This window comes from Mesorhizobium huakuii (assembly GCF_014189455.1).
Lineage (GTDB): Bacteria > Pseudomonadota > Alphaproteobacteria > Rhizobiales > Rhizobiaceae > Mesorhizobium > Mesorhizobium huakuii_A.
This window is the reverse complement of sequence record NZ_CP050296.1, coordinates 1,159,992-1,178,838: the sequence shown is the minus strand read 5'-3', so window position 1 is coordinate 1,178,838 and position 18,847 is coordinate 1,159,992. Positions and strand designations below refer to the sequence as shown.

At 63.7% G+C, this 18,847-nt stretch carries 20 protein-coding genes and 1 pseudogene; 10 read left to right on the top strand and 11 right to left on the bottom strand.

Translation table 11 applies throughout. The features are described from left to right. Positions 1–64: 64 nt before the first annotated feature. The 3 genes from HB778_RS05875 to HB778_RS05865 form a co-directional block, all read right to left on the bottom strand. Positions 65–1,072: an SH3 domain-containing protein gene (locus HB778_RS05875; protein WP_183462246.1), complete on the bottom strand. Its 1,008-nt coding sequence runs from the start codon at positions 1,070–1,072 to the stop codon at positions 65–67. Positions 1,073–1,208: 136 nt separating this feature from the next. Next, positions 1,209–1,967 (bottom strand): metallophosphoesterase family protein, encoded by a 759-nt coding sequence (locus HB778_RS05870; RefSeq protein WP_183462244.1) that lies wholly within the window; start codon positions 1,965–1,967, stop codon positions 1,209–1,211. A 275-nt stretch (positions 1,968–2,242) separates the two neighbouring features. Beyond that, complete coding sequence (locus HB778_RS05865; protein WP_095201764.1) at positions 2,243–2,599, bottom strand: ArsR/SmtB family transcription factor; 357 nt, start codon at positions 2,597–2,599, stop codon at positions 2,243–2,245. Positions 2,600–2,807: 208 nt separating this feature from the next. Here HB778_RS05865 and HB778_RS05860 point away from each other — a divergent pair, with 208 nt between their 5' ends. After that, positions 2,808–3,986, top strand: a complete 1,179-nt coding sequence (locus HB778_RS05860; RefSeq protein ID WP_183462242.1) for an MFS transporter — start codon at positions 2,808–2,810, stop codon at positions 3,984–3,986. 26 nt (positions 3,987–4,012) lie between these two features. On the opposite strand, the gene HB778_RS05855 is transcribed toward HB778_RS05860, so the two are convergent. Then, positions 4,013–4,468: a MarR family winged helix-turn-helix transcriptional regulator gene (locus tag HB778_RS05855; RefSeq protein WP_183465013.1), complete on the bottom strand. Its 456-nt coding sequence runs from the start codon at positions 4,466–4,468 to the stop codon at positions 4,013–4,015. A 214-nt stretch (positions 4,469–4,682) separates the two neighbouring features. Here HB778_RS05855 and HB778_RS05850 point away from each other — a divergent pair, with 214 nt between their 5' ends. Then, positions 4,683–5,477 (top strand): SDR family NAD(P)-dependent oxidoreductase, encoded by a 795-nt coding sequence (locus HB778_RS05850; protein ID WP_183462240.1) that lies wholly within the window; start codon positions 4,683–4,685, stop codon positions 5,475–5,477. A 211-nt stretch (positions 5,478–5,688) separates the two neighbouring features. On the opposite strand, the gene HB778_RS05845 is transcribed toward HB778_RS05850, so the two are convergent. Continuing rightward, entirely contained in the window at positions 5,689–6,288 is a 600-nt protein-coding gene (locus HB778_RS05845) for a LysE family translocator (protein WP_183462238.1), read from the bottom strand. 56 nt (positions 6,289–6,344) lie between these two features. Between HB778_RS05845 and HB778_RS05840 the strand changes: the two genes are divergently transcribed. Beyond that, on the top strand, positions 6,345–7,253 hold the full coding sequence (locus HB778_RS05840; RefSeq protein WP_183462236.1) for a LysR family transcriptional regulator: 909 nt from the start codon (positions 6,345–6,347) through the stop codon (positions 7,251–7,253). Positions 7,254–7,448: 195 nt separating this feature from the next. On the opposite strand, the gene HB778_RS05835 is transcribed toward HB778_RS05840, so the two are convergent. The 3 genes from HB778_RS05835 to HB778_RS05825 all read right to left on the bottom strand — a co-directional run bounded on the left by HB778_RS05835 (position 7,449) and on the right by HB778_RS05825 (position 10,479). After that, entirely contained in the window at positions 7,449–8,099 is a 651-nt protein-coding gene (locus tag HB778_RS05835; protein WP_183462234.1) for a dihydrofolate reductase family protein, read from the bottom strand. A 117-nt stretch (positions 8,100–8,216) separates the two neighbouring features. Next, a complete protein-coding gene (locus HB778_RS05830; RefSeq protein WP_183462232.1) occupies positions 8,217–9,059 on the bottom strand; it encodes a protein-L-isoaspartate O-methyltransferase family protein in 843 nt (280 codons plus the stop codon). Positions 9,060–9,114: 55 nt separating this feature from the next. After that, a complete protein-coding gene (locus HB778_RS05825) occupies positions 9,115–10,479 on the bottom strand; it encodes an Nramp family divalent metal transporter (protein WP_183462230.1) in 1,365 nt (454 codons plus the stop codon). Between the two features lie 232 nt (positions 10,480–10,711). Here HB778_RS05825 and mntR point away from each other — a divergent pair, with 232 nt between their 5' ends. After that, positions 10,712–11,164, top strand: a complete 453-nt coding sequence (mntR, locus tag HB778_RS05820; protein ID WP_027044183.1) for a manganese-binding transcriptional regulator MntR — start codon at positions 10,712–10,714, stop codon at positions 11,162–11,164. A gap of 96 nt (positions 11,165–11,260) precedes the next feature. Here the strand turns inward: mntR and HB778_RS05815 are convergent, their stop codons facing one another. Further along, entirely contained in the window at positions 11,261–11,560 is a 300-nt protein-coding gene (locus HB778_RS05815; RefSeq protein ID WP_095201756.1) for a GlsB/YeaQ/YmgE family stress response membrane protein, read from the bottom strand. A gap of 293 nt (positions 11,561–11,853) precedes the next feature. Between HB778_RS05815 and HB778_RS05810 the strand changes: the two genes are divergently transcribed. Together HB778_RS05810 and HB778_RS05805 are read left to right on the top strand one after the other, a co-directional pair. Continuing rightward, a complete protein-coding gene (locus tag HB778_RS05810) occupies positions 11,854–12,240 on the top strand; it encodes a DoxX family protein (protein ID WP_183462228.1) in 387 nt (128 codons plus the stop codon). Positions 12,241–12,540: 300 nt separating this feature from the next. Beyond that, a protein-coding gene (locus HB778_RS05805) for an IS630 family transposase (protein WP_183455851.1) occupies positions 12,541–13,486 on the top strand; the annotation gives its coding sequence in 2 pieces (ribosomal slippage) (positions 12,541–12,879 and positions 12,881–13,486; 945 coding nt in all). Between the two features lie 447 nt (positions 13,487–13,933). Here HB778_RS05805 and HB778_RS05800 read toward each other — a convergent pair. Next, entirely contained in the window at positions 13,934–14,227 is a 294-nt protein-coding gene (locus HB778_RS05800; RefSeq protein WP_183462226.1) for a hypothetical protein, read from the bottom strand. Between the two features lie 258 nt (positions 14,228–14,485). Between HB778_RS05800 and HB778_RS43410 the strand changes: the two are divergent. The 3 genes and pseudogenes from HB778_RS43410 to HB778_RS05790 form a co-directional block, all read left to right on the top strand. Beyond that, positions 14,486–14,691 (top strand): annotated as a pseudogene (locus tag HB778_RS43410) (hypothetical protein); the annotation flags it as partial. A gap of 35 nt (positions 14,692–14,726) precedes the next feature. Next, on the top strand, positions 14,727–14,957 hold the full coding sequence (locus HB778_RS05795) for a hypothetical protein (RefSeq protein ID WP_095202012.1): 231 nt from the start codon (positions 14,727–14,729) through the stop codon (positions 14,955–14,957). Positions 14,958–15,144: 187 nt separating this feature from the next. Next, positions 15,145–15,333 (top strand): hypothetical protein, encoded by a 189-nt coding sequence (locus HB778_RS05790; protein ID WP_183462224.1) that lies wholly within the window; start codon positions 15,145–15,147, stop codon positions 15,331–15,333. Positions 15,334–15,463: 130 nt separating this feature from the next. Here the strand turns inward: HB778_RS05790 and HB778_RS05785 are convergent, their stop codons facing one another. Further along, complete coding sequence (locus tag HB778_RS05785; RefSeq protein ID WP_244661824.1) at positions 15,464–17,533, bottom strand: hypothetical protein; 2,070 nt, start codon at positions 17,531–17,533, stop codon at positions 15,464–15,466. Between the two features lie 257 nt (positions 17,534–17,790). Here HB778_RS05785 and ypfJ point away from each other — a divergent pair, with 257 nt between their 5' ends. Beyond that, positions 17,791–18,711, top strand: a complete 921-nt coding sequence (gene ypfJ, locus HB778_RS05780; RefSeq protein WP_183462222.1) for a KPN_02809 family neutral zinc metallopeptidase — start codon at positions 17,791–17,793, stop codon at positions 18,709–18,711. The last annotated feature ends 136 nt before the right edge of the window (positions 18,712–18,847 follow it).

Below are 18,847 nucleotides of genomic sequence, written 5' to 3'. Positions count from 1 at the left end.
GAGGGCTCGAGCGCCCTTAAAACATATTGCCCTATTGCCGTACTGCCCTACTGCCCACTGACACCTAGTGCCCAAACGCCACCGTATCGGTGATCTCGAAGCGTTCGGAGACGCCGATGCGGATCATGCTCAGGCTGCCCTCGCGGGTGAAACGGAAATCGCTCTTGGCGTCCGAGCCGACCGGCACGCCGGCGTCGAAGGAGATGAGGCGCGAGCCGCCGTCGGGCCAGGTCACGGTGATGTCGGCCTTGTCGGCGCCCTTGCGCACGATGGCCGCCGCGCAGCTCGTCATCGGCTGGCCGACATAGCGGGCGCAGGGGATCTCGACGTCACCGCCCGAGCCAAGGGAGGTCGGTTGCGGCGGCAGTTCGGCGACGGTCTGGGTGTCGAGGGCGGGCGCGGCGCCGTCAGGACGCGGCGTGGGAACGGGAACCGATCCCGCCGCCGAGCCGCTATCCGCGGCCGTGCCGGTGGCCGCATCCTGGGCGAGGGCGGGGTTTTCTCCGGTCGGCGGGGTTTCATTCGCCGCCAGCGCCAGCCCGTAGGCATCCTGCATGGCGATGTCGGCGGCGGATTTCATCGGGGCTTCGGGAGCAACGGGATGGGCCACACCGCCGAGCCGCGCCGTCAGGTCGGGCTGCGCCGGCGGCGGCGACATCGCCGCATCGGGCGCCGTGCCTGCATCCCCCGCCTGGTCGAGGGGCACCGTCGCCGGATTGACGGGAACGAGGTAGCGCGCCGGGGCCCAGCCGCTGGCTTTGGGGTTGTCGGACTCCACCTTGCACCAGGGGTGTCCGTCAATGTCGTTGCAGCCGAGGTTCCGGACGCTCGCGCCGGCAGCCAGGCGCGTCTCGGTCTTGCCGGTCGCCGATGGCTTGGCGCGGACATTGAGCAGGTCGTCGGGCGCGAGACCGGTGACGATGGAGATGAAGGGCGTGTCTTCGGCATGGGCAGGCACAACAGCCGCAAGCGCCGCCAGCAGGGACGGAGCGGCAATCAGCGCCAAGAGCGTTGTCCGCGACGTAATTCGGCGCCCTTGGCTGTCGGCGATCAATTGCATTAACAAAGGCACCGCCAGAACCCAAAAACGCTGCCGCACGCGAAGCCGGTTTATAAGCGACGGTGCGCCGCCGTGTCTACAAGCGAGATGTTCACACCTTTTTCAGCCCGAATGTGAAGCGCACTGCGAGGCGGGCAGGAACGCGGTTTCAGCCCGGCATGAAGCCAGTCCTGAGCGCATAGGCCCATTCCGGGCGGCCCGCCTGTTCGGCCTGTCGTGCCGCCGCCTCGTGGTCGTAGTCGACCGCGATCGCCTCGAAACGGTCGGGCCGGCCTTCGCCGCCCAACGTGACGATGCCGTAGCGCGCATGCGGCGAGCCCTGTTCGGACACATGCGCCGGCGGGGTGGAATCGTCATAGGCGGGGCAGCCGATGCTGCCAGGGTTGAAGATCACCGGACCGTCGGGGATGCGGACCAGCTCCGTGCGGTGGCTGTGGCCGCACAGCGCGATGCGGCAGGCCGGGTCGAGCGCCTTCAGCCGCCGCCTTATCGCCGCCAGCGGCGCGCGCACCAATTGGCCATCGACAACCGCGTCGAGCAGATATTTTTCGTCGTGGTCGGGACGGGCATGGAAGGCGACGATGCCTGGAGCGATCTCCAGCGTCAGCGGCTGGGCGAAAAGCACCTCGCGTTGCGCCTCGGTCAGCCGCTCCTGCGCATAGACATCGGAAGCCCACATGGTCTCGTCGGCCGGATCGGCGGCGACGCGGCGGTCATGGTTGCCGCGCACCGTCGGCAGGTTCAGCGCTTCCAGGCGCTCAAACGTCTCGCGCGGCCAGAGCGGGCCGGAAACGCTGTCGCCGAGATTGACGGTGAGGTCGGCACCGCCACGACGCGCCAGGTCCTCCAGCACGGCATCGAGTGCCAGGACGTTGCCATGGATGTCGGCGAGGACGGCGATGCGCATTTTTAGGGGCTCCGTGGATTGGCGAACGACTGATCGGAAGGGCAAACCTATCAGGACTTGGGTTCCTCGCCCCCGCAAAGCGGGGGTCCGAAGGACGGGCGAGACCCGTGGCTCGCCCCGGCTGGGTGGCCGCGAAGCGGTCGGAGAGGGGGCTTCGTAGGGCGGATGCCTTGCAGAACTTGATCACCGTCTCGGCAGCCCCCTCTCCGTCTCGGCTTCGCCGAGCCACCTCTCCCCCACTCACGTGGGGGCGAGGAACCCAAGTTCTTCAAAGGTCAGGCCGGCACTTCGATATCATGCCCACCGACCGCCGGCAGGGCGGGGTCGTCCACGGCCGCGGCGATGACGCTGTCGAGCAGGCCGGGGAAGCGGGCGTCGAGGTCGGCGCGGCGTAGCGTGATCATGCGGTTGGTGCCGACCACTTCGGCGCGGGTGACGCCGGCCTCGCGCAGCTTGGCGAGGTGATAGCTGAGATTGGTCTTGGAGCCGAGATCGAGGAACTGGCTGCAGTTCAGCGCCATGCCTTCCTTGCTGGCGAGGTAGCGCACGATGGCGAGCCGCGTCGGATCGCCGAGCACGCCAAGCACGATCGGCAGGCTGATCTGGTCCGTATTGGGATGAGGTAACGTCATGGCCCGAACCTAAGCACAGTTCGGGCCGATTTCAACGCATCCATCTTTCCCCTGGCGTCCACACTGTTTCTCCCGCCCATGGCCGTGCCAACAGGCTGTCCTGACACAGGGCTGTCAGGATGGTTCAGCTATTTTGCCCTGGCTTCATTGACATCATTGCCCTGTTATGTCCAATTGTTCAATAACTTTTGAACTAAGGACATCAGCCATGGACAAGCGCCTCTTTTGGCTTGCGCTCGGATCGTTCACGATCTCGACCGAAGGCTTCGTCATCTCCAGCCTTCTGCCCGACATTGCCAGGGATGCCGGCATTTCCATCCCCCTCGCCGGCACGCTGATCACCGCCTTTGCGCTCGCTTATGCAATCGGCACGCCGATCCTGGCGACGCTGACCGGCGAATGGGACCGGCGCCGCGTCATCCTGTGGACACTGGTGTTCTTCGTCATCGGCAACATCGCCGCTGCCTTGAGCTCTTCCTTCGAAGTGCTTCTGATCGCGCGCATCATCATGGCGCTGTCGTCGGGCCTGTTCGCCGCGACCGCCCAAGGGACCGCCGTGGCGCTGGTCGATGACCACCACCGGGCACGCGCCATCGCCGTCGTCGTCGGCGGCACCACGGTGGCCGTCGCCGTCGGGGCGCCGCTTGGCGCGCTGGTCGCGGCCGTCGCCGGCTGGCGCGGCACCTTCTACGCCATTGCCGGGCTCGGCGCGCTCGCCGGCGCCATCCTGTGGTATAGGCTGCCGCGCGGCATCGTCGGCACCAGGCTACCGCTGAAGCGCCGGCTGGCGGCAGCCATGCGGCCCGGCGTGATGCCGATCCTGGTGACGACATTGCTGGCGCTGACCGGCGCCTTCACTGTCTTTGCCTATGTCGCGCCGCTGGCCATCGAGGGCGGCGGGCTCAGCCAGATCGCGCTGCCCGGCATGCTGCTCGCCTTCGGCGTCGGCGCCGTCATCGGCAACATTGCCGGCGGCCAGGCGGCGGACCGTTTCGGCGCCACCCGCACCGTCGGCTGGTCGCTGACGCTGAGTGCCGCCATGCTGGTGATGCTGTCGGTCATCCCGACCTTCCTGCCGCAGCACATTGCCGGCCCGGCGCTGATGGCGATGATGGTGCCGTGGGGCATCGTCGGCTGGGCTTTCCCGCCGGCGCAGGCCAGCCGCATCATCAAGCTGGCGCCCGATGCCGCGCCGATCGTGCTGTCGCTGAACGGTTCGGCGCTCTATCTCGGCGTGGCGCTGGGCGCGGTGGTTGGCGGTGGCGTGCTGCGCTATGGCGCGCCGGCCGATCTCGGCCTGGTCGCGGCGGCCTTTCCGTTGATCGGGCTGGGCATCGTGCTGGCCGGCCGCTGGGCGGCACGGCCGGTCGCGATGCCGGCTGAGTAGGACCAGTCTCGAACCCGCCGGCCAGCTCAGTTGGCCGGCGGCAGATCAAAATCCAGTGCGGAAATATCATCCAGCGCCGCGCGCAACCTCGCCGCCTTCTCCTTGCCGACCACGTCCTCGAAACGCTGCTGGGCGACCTGCCACAGCTTCATCGCCTCATCGAGCTTGACCAATCCTCGAGGCGTCAGCCGCACCCGCTTGATGCGGCGATCATCCGGATCGGCGAAGGTCTCGACATAGCCGTCGCGGATCAGCGGCTTCAGAGTGTGGCCGAGCGCCGACAGGTCCATGATCAGGGCAGACGCAATGGCGCCCATCGCCGGTTCGTTGCCAATGTGGATCTGATAGAGCAGGCCCTGCTGCGTGGCTTTCAGGCCCGAGGACGCCAGCACATCATCATAGTACTGGCCAATCTTGCGCGTCGCGCGACGCAGCATGGCGTTGTTGCAGAGCGACAGTCCGGGCAGGGCCTCTTTCGACATAGCGATTCCTTGGCGGCGCAGACATGATGTCCGGCTGCTGCCTGACAAATAATCCCGGATGCGCTCATTGACAAGATAGTGGCATATGCCTATTTCGTTGATAGTGGTATATGCCACTAAGTCAATCAGGCGGCTTTCCGGTGAGCCGAGGCGAATGCCTGCGGTGCCGGCGGCCAGGTCGAAGCGAACAGCTCGAAACAGAAGGAACAGGACAATGAGTGGACAGACAAACAAGGGCACGGCGGTCGTCACTGGTGCCTCATCGGGCATCGGCGCGGTCTATGCGGACCGGCTGGCCGGGCAGGGCTATGATCTGGTGCTGGTGGCGCGGCCCGCCGACCGGCTTGAGGAATTGGCCGAGAAGCTGCGCTATGCCTATGGCCGCAAGGTCAGCTTCATCACAGCCGATCTGTCCGACGACGACGATGTGCGCCGTGTCGAGCGGCTGATATCAGCCGACGACAGCGTAACGCTGCTCGTCAACAATGCCGGCCTGGGCGGCCAGCAGGTGGTGGCGACGGCCGACGCCGACGCGGCCGAACGCATGATCAAGGTCAATGTCATCGCCTTGACCCGCCTGACCCGTGCCGTGCTGCCGGGTCTTCTGGCGCGCAACCGCGGCGCCATCGTCAACATCGCCTCGGTGCTCGCCTATGAGACCTCGTTCGGCGGCATCTACAGCGGCACCAAGGCCTATGTCGTCAACTTCACCGAAGCGTTGCACCGCGAGGTCGCGGGTACCAATGTGAAGGTGCAGGTGGTGCTGCCCGGTGCGACCCGGACCGATTTCTGGGAGCTTGCCGGCAGTGATATCGACCAGCTTCCGAAGGAAATCATCATGACCGCCGACGATATGGTCGATGCCGCTCTTGTCGGCCTGGCCAGGGGCGAAGCCGTCACCGTGCCCGCACTTGCCGATGCCGGCAAGCTGGACACGTTCCTCGGCGCCCGCCAGGCCTTCTACGGCAGCCTGCACGCCGACAAGCCGGCGGCGCGTTACGCGGCTTGAGGCTATCCATGCCTGGGTTCCTCGCCCCCACGAATGTGGGGGAGAGGTGGCTCGGCGAAGCCGAGACGGAGAGGGGGGTGGCGCAATCCTGTCCGTGAACGGCCTTCAAGGATCCTCCAGCTGCTGGCGCCAGCCCCCTCTCCGACCGCTTCGTGGCCACCTCTCCCCCGCTCTCGCGGGGGCGAGGAACCTGTCTTGCTAGGACGGCGCCTCACGCCGTCCGCCACATCGGAATGATCGACGCCGCCAGCACCAGCGCCAGCACGATGTTGAGCGCGCGCCACTGCCATTCGGTCTTCAGCAGCCGGGCCAGAACCATGCCGGCCAAGCACCAGATGGACAGCGAGATGGCGGCGGTGAGGCCGAAGGTCGAGCCGAGCAGCAAGGCTAGCTGTCCCGGGCCGTCGGCAAGAGCGGCGAAGGAGGCCGCCGCGCCCAGTCCCATCGCCCAACCCTTGGGGTTCATCCACTGGATGCCGGCGCCGCCAAGAAAACTGTTCGGCCTGGCCATCGTCACATCGAGATTGGGCGGACCAGCGCGGCCGATCTTGAGCGCCAGCCACAGAAGATAGAGCGAGCCGGCGATCTTCATGGCCAACTGCAGCGACGGCACCGCAAGCAGCAGGCCGGCGAGCCCGGCGGCGGCCGCCCCCGTCACGGTGGCGAGGCCGGCGGCACTGCCGATCATCAGCGGAACCGAACGGCGAAAGCCGAACTGCGCGCCCGAGGCGGTCGACAAGGTCGTGGCGATGCCCGGCGTTGCGGTGGCCACGAAGGCAAACAGGATGAGCGGCAGGATGGGCTGGAGCATGAGGCGTCCTTTGTCGGAGGCTCCATGGTAGGCTTGGCTGAGCATCAGTAAATGCAATGTTTGCGATGCTTAGCATTAGCATCTATAATGCCAGCATGATCCGCAACCTCGACACGGCGCTCGTGCGCACTTTCGTCACCGTCGCCGACAAGGCCAGCATGACAGCGGCGGCCAATGCGCTTCACCTGACACAGGGCGCCGTCAGCCAGCAGGTCAAAAGGTTGGAGGAGGTGCTTGGCTGCAGCCTGTTCGAGCGCGACCGGCGCGGCCTGCGCCTGACGCGGTCCGGTGAGCGGCTGTTCGACAAGGCCAAGCGCCTGCTCAGCCTCAATGACGAAATCTGGGCCGAGATGGCGGGAAGTGCTGTCGCCGGCCAGGTGCGGCTCGGCGTGCCCTACGATCTGGTGGGAACCTTGCTGGCGCCGGTGCTGAAGGCCTATGCCGAGACCTATCCGCAGGTCGAGATCTCGCTGGTCTGTGCGTCGTCACCGGAACTGGCGGCAGCGCTGGCGGCCGGCACTATCGACCTTGCGGTGATCGAGGAGAGGGTCGGCCCGACATCAGGCGAATGCCTGGCCGTCGACCGGCTGGTCTGGGTCGGCGCCAGAGGCGGCACTGCCCGCGCAAAACGGCCGCTGCCGGTGTCGATCGTCGCCGACACCTGCGCCTTTCGCCCGGTCGTGCTCTCGGCGCTCAACGAGCATGGGCTGGAATGGCGCACGGTGTTCGAGAACGGCAACATCGACGCGACGACGGCGACGGTGCGGTCCGACCTCGCGGTCACCACCTGGCTGGCGTCCACGGTCCCGGCCGATCTCGACATCTTGCCCTTTGAGTCCGGCCTGCCGCCGCTGCCGAATTTTGCCATCAATCTGCATTTGCCACGGCATGGTGTTGGGCCTGCCGCGCAGGAATTCGCGCGGCATATACGCGACGGGCTGGCGCGGCGAGCGCAAGCGGCTTGAGTGGCTCCAGAGCTCGGGTTCCTCGCCCCCACGAATGTGGGGGAGAGGTGGCTCGGCGAAGCCGAGACGGAGAGGGGGATTGGCGCTGCGGTGCCAAGTTCTCATAAGCATCCGCCCTACGAAGCCCCCGCTCCGGCCGCTTCGCGGCCACTCTCCCCCGCTCTGGCGGGGGCGAGGAACCCAGGTCTTGCAAAGCTACTTCCAGTTCCTGCGCCGCTCGAGTTCGGCGTTCGACGGCTCCCCCGTGACAAACGAGCCGACCTCGATTTCGCCAGCGCGTTCGTAGGTCGCCATGATGACGCCGGTGCTCGACGACTGCGACTTGGCAAGCTTGAAGGCGGCTGGCATCGCGCTGTCGCCGAACAGGCGCTTGCCCTTGCCCAGCACCAGCGGGAAGATCATCAGCCGGATCTCGTCGATCAGGCCGTTGGCAAGCAAGGTCTGGATCAGATTGCCTGATCCCTGGATGAGCAGGTCGGGTCCATCTTCCTGCTTGAGGCGGCGCAGCGTGGCGACGATATCAGGCCCAAGCGATTGCGTGTTCTGCCAGGTGAGGGTGTCAGGCCGATGCGTCGCGACATATTTGGTCGCGGGGTTGAAGGCATCGGCGATCGGATCTTTCTGGTACGGCCAGTACGCGGCGAAGATGTCGTAGGTTCGGCGGCCGAGCAGCAGGGCGAAGGGTTTGGAGAAGAGTTCTTCCATTGCCGCGCCGCCCACCTCGTCAAAGTAGTGGAAGGTCCAGCCGCCGAAGCTGAAGCCGCCGACCGGATCCTCTTCCGGCCCGCCAGGCGCCTGCATGACGCCGTCGAGGCTGACGAAGGTGGCGGCGATGATCTTTCTCATTGGTCTCTCCCTTGCTCCATTCACGCTGTCGCGGCCGGACTTTGGCCCAAGGACGGCCGGCCCGCACCCATCCCGACAGGGCCCGCGAAATTCTGGACAAATTGGCGCATCGACGCGTCAGCTGCCGGGTTTGGCGCGGACGTCTTTCGTCGAGAACCAGACGTCGCCGAAGATGGCCGTGGCAGTGCGGTCCGGCGCCTTGTCGCTCGTCAACCAGATCGAGCGGCTGCGCGCGGCCTGCTCCGGTGTCGGGATCTTCGCCGCAAGATCCGCGGCCGAGGCACCGAAGCACGGGATGAACCAGGAGCGCATGAAGGGATTGCAGGCGAAACCCTTCCCGGTGCGGGTCACCAGCACCGCCAGCGGGACGCGCTCGGCCGGGCGCCAGGGAAATATCATGCGGCCGCCGGGGCGCAACGCCTTCAGCCATCCGGCCGGAGGGGCGACGACGCCGGCGTTGACATAGATGATGTCGGATGGCGGTAGGTGTGTGGTCACGGCATCGCCGTGGACGACAGTCGCATTGCCATAGGCTTCGAGATTTTTGCGCGCCAGCTCGGCCAGTCTGCTGTCGAGTTCGAGGGCGGTGACGGTGCCGCCAGGTGAAACCAGCCTGGCCAGCACGGCGGAGTAATAGCCGGTGCCGGCGCCGATATGCGTGACGGTCTCGCCGGGCCTCGGCGCCAGTTTTCCGATCCACATGGCGTGCAGGAACGGCTCACCATTGTTGATGCCCTTGTCGGCATCGAGCGCCACCAGCACGTTCTGGTAGACATGGGCCGGGTCGGCGCTCGGCGTGGTGATCTTGTCGCCGCTGGCTACGATCGTCCACGGTCCCGGGCCGAGAAAGGCTTCGCGCGGCACGCCGGCGAACACCTCTTCCAGGCGCGGATCCGATGAGCCGGCATTGGCCGCCATCAGCCGCGCGTAGAATCTCCTTATGTCTTCAATGTTGCTCATGATGCCTGGAAAGATAGCGCGATTTGGCGGTTTGTCGCGCTATCCGGCGGAAGGCTCAGCCGACCCCGAACATCGTATCGTAGAGCAGCTTGAAATTGAGCACGAGGATGATCGCCGCGACCACCCAGGCGAGGGCCGCGACACCGCGCGGGATGGCGAGGTTGCCCATTTTCTTCTTGTCGGAGACAAACTGCACCAGCGGCACCACCGCGAAGGGCAGCTGCATCGACAGGATGACCTGGCTGAACACCAGCAGCTGGCCGGTGCCCTTTTCGCCATAAAGCGCAGTGACGACCACCACCGGAATGATGGCGAGGCCGCGCGTCAGAAGCCGCCGTGCCCAGTTGGGAATGCGCAGCCGCAGAAACCCTTCCATGACGATCTGGCCGGCAAGTGTGGCCGTCACCGTCGAGTTCAGGCCTGACGCCAGCAGCGCCACGGCAAACAGGATCGAGGCGATGCCGAGGCCCAGCAGCGGCGACAAGAGTTCGAAGGCCTGGCCGATCTCGGCGACGTCCTGATGGCCGGTGTCGTGGAAAGCGACGGCCGAGACGATCAGGATGGCGGCGTTGACGAACAAAGCCAGCATCAGGGCGATGGTGGAGTCCGTCGTCGCCCATTTGATGGCGTCGCGCTTGCCCTTTTCGGTGCGCTCATAGGCACGGGTCTGCACGATCGAGGAGTGCAAATAGAGATTATGCGGCATGACCGTGGCGCCGATGATGCCGATGGCGATGTAGAGCATCGCGGGGTTGGTGACGATCTCCGACGACGGCACGAACATCGCATGCAGGATCGTGCCGGCCGGCGGGGCGGCGAAGAAGATCTGAATGGCAAAGCAGCCGAAGATGATGATCAAAAGCGCGATGACGAAGGCTTCGAGATAGCGGAAACCCTTGTTCATCAACAGCAGCACGAGGAAGGCGTCGAGCGCGGTGAGCATGGCGCCGCCGACCAGCGGAATGCCGAACAGAAGCTGCAAGGCGATCGCGGTGCCGATGACTTCGGCGAGGTCGCAGGCGATGATGGCGAGTTCGCAGGCGATCCACAGCACGAAATTGACTGGGCGCGGATAGTAGGCGCGGCAGGCCTGGGCGAGGTCGCGGCCGGTGGCGATGCCAAGCCGCGCGGCCAGCGCCTGCAAAAGGATCGCCATCAGGTTGGACAGCATGATGATGAACAAAAGCGTGTAGCCGAACTGGGCGCCGCCGGCGAGGTCGGTCGCCCAGTTGCCCGGGTCCATATAGCCGACCGAGACCATGTAGCCTGGCCCCATGAAGGCGAAGAGGCGACGGAACCAGGCGCCGGAGCTCGGTACGGCGATGGTGGAATTGACTTCGCGCAGGCTGGGCTGATCGTCCTCGTCCCGTCCGGCGAACCGCCATGAGGAACGGGGGGCTGTGGCTTCTGCGTCTGACATGAAAAGGCTTTCCGAGACTTCCAGGGGGTGTCGCTAAGCTATGCCATGGCTCAACATTATGCAATAGGCTATATTTCATTGTTTGTGCTTTTTGTCGAGCGCTCGGCCGGGTTTGCGGAACGGCAATCGGAAACGCCGGTTGCGCCTGTGGGGGAATGCAAATAAACGGCCTGAAGAATCAGAGCCCGTGCTATAAAAGCGCCGACGGCCAAACTCCGAGGAGGAGCGCGCATTGGCGCTGAAGAACAGACCGGTCCCGCGTGAGCCACTGCCCGACGCCGATGTCCACTCGGAAGGGTTCCGGCAGCAGCGCCAAGCGCGCCGCAGCGCGCTGGTCGAGGATTATGTCGAGCTGATCGCCGATTTGATCGAGGACGGCAACGAGGCGCGCCAGGTCGACATCGCCGCACGGCTCGGCGTCGCCCAGCCGACGGTGGCCAAAATGCTGACGCGGCTGTGCGCCGACGGGCTGGTGTCGAGAAAACCCTATCGCGGTGTGTTCCTGACCGAGGCCGGCCGCAAGGTCGCGGAGGAAAGCCGCATCCGCCACCAGACGGTGGAAGCCTTCCTGCGCTCGCTCGGCGTTAGCGCCGAGACGGCGCGCATCGATGCCGAGGGCATCGAGCACCATGTCAGCGCCGAAACGCTGGAAGCGTTCCGCAAGGCGATGACGGCGCCGCGCTAGGGTCAGACCCAATCGTTCTGATGACCGAGTTCGACCGAGGTTGTGCGAAAACGCGATTGCGCCCGTCGTTCGGGACGATGGGTTTGCAACCCCGTGCTAGCGCCACCGACGACCCTTCCATCCGCCGCCGAAGCGACCGCCACCGGCAACCAACCGGATGATGAGGAGAAGTACGATCGCACCGACGGTGGCGTTGACGATCAGGCTGATCGTTCCGCTCCCAAGATGGATGCCTAAGCGAGGCAGTAGCCAGTCACCGATGAACGCGCCGATGATCCCGATTGCTATGTCCCCAATTAGGCCAAAGCCAGCCCCCCGCACGATCTTCCCGGCCAACCATCCGGCAACAAGGCCGACTACCAATATGACAATGATGCTCTCGTTCGACAGATGCATGGTGATCCTCCCGGGCTCCCTTTCTTTGCTGTGCGATTGGTGCCCGTAAATTAGCGCACTAATTCCGTAACCGATCCGCCATCCCCACGAAAGCCAAAGCGCGTCGGCGACGCGACCGTCGGGCAGCGCCCAACCGCGACCATGAAGCCAGCATCTGTGAGCGCAAGCTCCAAGTCCATGGCGATCAAAACCTCATCGTCAAGCACGAGTTAGCGAGTTCTCTTGGATGCCACCGGAACCTTCGCGGAGCGTCGCGGTTAAACTCGATAGAAATCAGCACGACGGAGTTTCCGATGCTCCAAGGTCTTTCCAGATATTCGCCTCAGGCGTTGGGAGTGCTCAGGATCGTTGTGGGGCTTCTGTTCCTTGAACACGGCAGCCAAAAGCTTTTCAACTTTCCACCATCGACGATGCCTGCACAGCCCGGCATGGAAACGCTGATGATTGTAACGGGCATTCTTGAATTGCTCGGCGGCTTGCTGATCCTGGTCGGCTTTTTAACCCGGCCCGTTTCGTTCGTTCTCTGCGGGATGATGGCGATCGCCTATTTCATGGTTCACGCCCAAAAGGGCTTTTTCCCCGCGAACAATATGGGCGATGCGGCGATCCTGTTCTGCTTTGCTTTCTTCTACCTGTTTTTCGCGGGACCTGGAGCCTGGAGTGTCGACAACCGGGGCTGAGCGAGATGACGAGCGCATTGTCGGAAATATTCACTTTGGCGGGCCATCGACCGGAACGGAGACGCTCTTGATGAGAGCGACGAGGAGACCCGTCGGCCGCGCCAACGTCGGAGACGCGGCGTCGCAGTATGATGGAATCCATGCCTTGCACTATGTGGGAAAGCGGGACCAAGAGGCTCCGATTGACGCTACGACGATCCTCACAGTCTAGAGCGGGATGAATTGAGGCTGAATCGAAGGGATTCCCCTAGGGTGGCAAATCTGATTCAACCTTCTTGCTAGGCAAGGAGGTTGGTAAGGATGGGCAAGCCTTATTCGATGGATCTTCGCGAACGGGTTGTTGCGTCGGTTGAGCGGGAGGGGCTGTCGCGACGGCAGGCCTCGGTGCGCTATGGAGTTGGTATCAGCACCGTCATCAGGTGGGTGCGCCGCTTGCGCGAAACGAGCAGCCTTGCACCCGGCAAGATGGGTGGGCACCGGCCGAAGAAGATTGCCGGTGAGCATCGGGACTGGCTTCTGGTGCGCTGCCGGGCCACGGATTTTACGCTGCGCGGTCTTGTGATCGAGCTGGCCGAGCGCGGCCTTGCGGTCGACTACCGCTCGGTGTGGGAGTTCGTCCACGCCGAGAAGCTCAGTCACAAAAAAGACGCTGATCGCGGCTGAGCAGGATCGCCCGGATGTGGCGCGCAGGCGGACACAGTGGGCAAAGTATCAGGACCGCATCGATCCTTCCCGTCTGGTGTTCATCGACGAGACATGGACCAAAACCAACATGGCACCGCTCAGGGGATGGGCGCCGCGCGGCGAGAGGATCAAGGCCAAGGTGCCGCACGGCCATTGGAAGACAATGACCTTCCTGGCGGCGCTGCGTCATGACTGCGTCGATGCACCATGGCTCATCGACGGACCGATCAACGGCGAGCGTTTTCAGCTCTATGTCGACAAGGTTCTCGTCCCAGTCCTCAAGCCCGGCGACATCGTCATCATGGACAATCTCGGCTCACATAAAGGCAAGGCCGTGCGCCGCGCCATCCGCGCGGCCGGCGCCAGGTTGTTCTTGCTGCCCAAATACTCGCCCGATCTGAACCCCATCGAGAAGCTCTTCGCCAAGCTCAAGCATTGGCTGCGCAAGGCTGCCAGACGAACAGTCGAGACCGTCTGCGAAGCCATCGGTCAGATCCTCGGCACCGTCACTTCAACCGAATGCAGAAATTACTTCACCGAGGCCGGGTATGTACCAACCTAAATTCATCCCGCTCTAGTACCAGCGCCCGCGGCCGTAGAAACCACCGCCGCCTAGCAGCAAAACAATAAGAACGATGACCAGAATCGTGGTGATACCGTTCGCCGCTCTTGCCCTGGGCAGGGCCTAATGCCTGTGACTTGATGCAGATAAACGTTCTGCGGAGCATTCCTGTTCCAGCGGACCTATCTGAAATGCGGATATCTTTCGCAGTTGGGGCAAGTGGTTCAAGCGACGACGTTCTGAAAAAACCTCGAGGGATGCTCAACCAGGTGCGGCACATAGTTCACGGCGACCTGCCGGACGTCGAATCGTCCTCGCCCATTGCAATCGGAGGATCTTATTTCTTGTATCATTGCGTTCAACGCTTGGATGGCGATTGAGCCATCGATAGAAAAAAGGCGAGCCCTTTCGGCCCGGCAGATTCCGGTCGAAACGCTCTCTTGTTGATCAGTTCGCGCCTCCGAGCTGTTTGGTCATCTTGCAGAAATTGTCGTGCGATTTTGCGATGGCCTGGTCGCCGCATTCCTTCGTTATTCCCGCTCGGTCTTCTTCCTTCATAGCCATCCATGCGGCTTTGAATTCCTTCTCCGACTTCATGGTCTTCATGCTGGCGTCCGTGAAGAAGGGTGACATCTTAGCCGGGTCGTCCAGTGCGGAAGTGCCGGTGCCGCCGCCGGCAAGTGCGGCGCCTGTCATCAACGAGAGAGCCATGGCGCCCATGCAGAGCATCTTGGTGTTCATGTCGAAAATCCTTTCGGTAGCTTTTGACGATCGTCCAAGCATCGATCATCTCAAAAAACGGGAAGAATTTAGAAAAGTTCCGCTTTCGTTCGGCCATGCATGTAAAAATTCATGCGCCGCTGGAACCTGGGCTCTTCGGCGTGTTTTCTTTCGATCTTATTGATCAGCCCGCGAGAGGTTCCCAATACGTGTTCCCAAACGAGCCCGCCTTCCTACCCGGGATGGCGGGTTTTTCCTGTTTGGAAGTGCGCTCGCAACGCGATAGGCCGCAGCGAGCGCTGCAGCAGTCTCGGCCGTCAACCTGACGGCGCCTCGAAAACCTCACCCCTGCGAAGGCACTTCGAAGGCATTTCAAAGAAGAGGGAAGCCGGTTCTGCGCCAACAAGAAACAGGCACAGGGAATACGGATGCTTGCGAATGCGTTGAAGCTGTCAGGAGCGACACCGGTCAATCCGGTTCAGTGACGCTCAAAACCGACTGCAAAAAAGGAAATGAAACCATGAAGAAGTCCCTTCTCACCGCCCTCGGTCTTGCGTTCGCGCTCGCTGTCTCGATGCCGGTCCTCGGCGCCAGCAGCGCCAACGCCGCTATGAGCCAGGCCCCCGCAGCGACGACCGCAACGACCACCTCGCAAGGCTCGGATGCTATGGCGACGAAGCAGGTCAAGAAACACGTCAAGAAGCATAAGAAGCACGCCAAAAAGCACACGATTGCCAAGAAGGCCTATTAAGGCGCTCACAGAACTTCCTGTTTTATGAGCGGCCGCTCCGGCTAGATTTGGCTGGAGCGGCGTTTTTCACACTTTTCCTGGAATCGCTCTAAAGTCGCTTAGCCGTTCTCAGAGGTCGCCGGAACCGCCGCACCTTACGCACGTTGCTCCTGAACAGTGCGCGATTGTCGCGCCAAGGGAGGAAGCAATGGGCGTCGAACAGGCACCGACCGCAAAGGGCAAGCAGGCCGCCAAGGGATTGAAGCAGGCGGCGGCGAAGGACGAGCGCAAGACCGAGGCCAAAACCGGCCGGCCGCTGGAAAAGGGCGCTGCGCGTTTCGAGGAGCGTTCGAAAAGCTCCGACGGCAAGAGCGCCGGTGCCAAGCAGAAGAGCTGAGGCCGCGCCGAGGTCAAGGCAGGCGGAAGCTGTCTGTTCAGCGGCCGGTTGCCCTCCGCTATGGCTCCGGGCGTTCGAGCCCTTGAAAGGTCCACCGGACCTTTCAATTTGCCTGCGGCAAATCGTTCTCTCACTCACGGACATCCTGCACCCAGCTTCTGGGGTGGCCGTCGACGCGGAACTGGAAGATGAAATAGGGCGGGATGCAGGTGCCCTCGCCAGGCTTGGCCTGGGGTAGGTCATCGTAGCCGGCGGTGCAGATATAGTCCTCGCGGCAGGGATGCGCCTTGTCGCAGGCGCGCAGGCCGGCGGTCTTGGTGAATTCCCGGGTGCAGAATTTGTGGTCCTTGCCTGATGCGATGCAATCGTTGAAGCCGGTCTTGGCCAGACGGCCGCATGTCGCCTCGTTGGGAAGCTTGTCACAGGTCGCCTTGCGCAGCATGCCGCCGGGAAAGCCGCCGGTCTTCTGTTCGGGGTTGTCGTAGCGCTGGCGCGCGGCGCCATAGCCGGCGAGTTTGACCACCGGCTTCTTGTCGCGCGCGGGATCGATGGCGCAGGCCTTGGCGGTGGCCGGCGAGAGCCGGCAATACTGGTCGTTGCCCCATGTCGACATTTTGATCTCGCCGAATTCGACGGGGTCGCCGACCGCGGTGCCCTTCTCGCTGACGCAAGTGCCGAAGCCCGGATGGATGGCGCTTTCGTGGACGCCGGCGCAGCGCAGGCCGGCACCACAGGTCCAGTCCTTGAAGCTTGCGTCCTCGCCGCGATAGCAGATCGAGCCCCAGCCATTGTAGAGGTCGGTGCCCTTCAGCGCTTCGGCATATTTCTGGTCCGGACGCGCGGCGAAACCTTTGGTGAAATCCGGATGGCCACCGGCAGCGAATTGCTCGACGATAGCGCGGCGGCGCGGCAGGTCGGCGAAGAACACCGCCGATCCCGGCACGAAGACGGCGTTGCGGCGCGGTTCGCTCGCCGGGTCGGCGCCAGTATAGTGGAAGCCGGCAATGCCATGCGTCTGGTGGCAGCCGGTGCAACTCATCTCGTTCAGCCGCAAATTGAAGCCGGCCACCGACTTGATGGTGGCGAGCGTGTTGCCCCTGGCGACGTAATCCTTCAGCGCCTTGTCGATATCGGCGTCGTCGACCAGCCCATAGGCGATGTTGTTCTGCGAGCGGCTCAAGCCTCCTGGTGCGACGGATACGGCGCTCTTGGCCAGGAATTTTTCGTCGATGAGCAGCCGGCCATGGTCGAGGTCGTAGATGTTGCGGTCGGTAAGCAGCCATTTGGCGAAGGACGGTCTGTCGGCCAGCACCGTCGCCCGGTCGATCTGGTTCTCCATCCTCGATTCATAGAAGCTTGAGGTCGCCGGACTCCATTTGAAGATTTTCAGCAGATATTCGGCGTGGCCGCCGAAATCGCGCCGCGTCGAGGCCGAGAGCCGCAGCACCTGCATGTTGAGCTCGAGCCGCATGATCTGCGAGGAATTGAGCATCGCGCCGGACAGCGGACCTTCGTCGGAACGCAGCCAGGCGGCCAACTGCTCGGGCGGCAGGTCCTTTTGGCCTGCTGCAAGCCAGCGCTGGGCGACGTCGGCGCAGGATACGTCGGTGGCGCTCGGCAGATCCTTCGAGGCGCGCGCCTGTGCCCGCACGGGCTTGGCGTTGAACACCAGGCTCATGGTCAGCGGCAGGCGCGAAGAGATGCGCTGCGCCACCTTGCCCTTGGCCGGCTTTTCGGCGACCGAATAGTGGAAGCGATAGATCAGCCGGATCTCGCCGCATTCGGTGTGGCCAAGATAGCCGCGATCCATGCGGTTGACGACGCCGGTCAGGTCCAGCGTCGAGCCGTCATCGTCGATGTATTTCGGATTGAATTTCTGGCTGGTGTCGCTCGATCTGGCCATGGCGGCGACATAGGGGTCTGGGCTGGTCTTCGGCTCGTCCGATATCTCCTGCTTGACAGTGTCGCGCACCGTGGCCAGGGCCGGCACGGAAAACAGGCCGCGATTGTCGACGTCGCGGGTGAGGCCGAGCGCGGGGCCGAGCAGGCGGCTGATGGAGAGGCCGCCGCGCTCCAGCGCCTGCAAGGTGGCGGGATCGGTGACAGCGACACTGGAATCGAGCGTGACCGCGCCGGCCGACCCGATCCCAAGGCAACCCAATGCCATCAGCAACGGCAGGAATTGGCCAATGATCCGCAAGCGCCCCTCGCTACACAGAAAATCAAACACTAGCGGTCTTCCCGATCTTCGGCCATGGGGCGACAGTCGCAGCAACGAACTTGGCGGCAAGAGTTCCGTCTGCTTCAATCCAAGGCATGAGCGAGGCCGCTCGCCGGCTTTGATCGCCTAAAGGCCATCGAAAAACACTGTGACTTGGCGCAACCATTGGGATAATTGTTTGTTGGGTTGAGCCGGCCTTGCCGGAGCAACGAGGAAGTTTATCACGGGGAGTTGCCATGCTCTGGAGAGGCCGTCGTCAGAGTGACAATATCGAGGACGACCGCAGCGACAGCGGCGGCGGCGGGATCGGCGGCGGTGGCGGCTTCCAGCTCCCCATCGGCGGCCGGACGGGTGGCGGCGGCAGCATCATCCTCGTCATCCTGGTGGTGATCGCCGGATGGTATTTCGGCTTCGATCCCTCGGCGATCCTGGGCGGTGGCGATGGCGGCCTGTTGCCGGGCGGCGGTGGCCAGATCACCGACAATGGCGGCGGCCAGGGCAGCGGCACAGCACCCGCCAATGACGAGATGAAGCAGTTCGTGGCGACCGTGCTGGCCGAGACCGAGGACACCTGGACCGGCATCTTCAAGTCGCAAGGCCTGACCTATGAGGACCCGAAGCTGGTGTTGTTTTCCGGCCAGGTCCGTTCGGCCTGCGGCTTTGCCTCGGCGGCGGCCGGCCCGTTCTATTGTCCGGGCGACCACAGGGTCTATCTCGACATGACCTTCTTCCAGGAGCTCGATCAAAAGTTCGGCGCTGCCGGTGAGTTCGCGCGGGCCTATGTCATCGCACATGAGGTCGGTCATCACGTGCAGAACCTCACCGGCATCATGGGCAAGTTCAACCAGATGCGGCAAGGCATGAGCGAAGCCGATGCCAACCAGCTGTCGGTGCGCATCGAGTTGCAGGCCGACTGCTTCGCCGGCGTGTGGGCGCACTACACCGCGCAGAAGGGCATTCTGGAGCAGGGTGATATCGAAAGCGCGCTGAACGCGGCCAAGCAGATCGGCGACGACACGCTGCAGAAGAAGATGCAGGGCTATGTCGTGCCGGAAAGCTTCAACCATGGCACCTCGCAGCAGCGGCAGACCTGGCTGGCGCGCGGCTACAAGAGCGGCAAGCTGTCGGACTGCAACACGATGAGTGGACCGCTTTAAGCACTCGACTTACCGCAATTCCCTGATGGCGAAGACGCCGTCAGGGGGTGTCAGGATCAAACATTCCTGCCTGTTCTCGCATTGTTCCTTTTTGCGGGTTCGCCTATAAGGTGCGTCCGCCTGCGCCAAGGCGGCC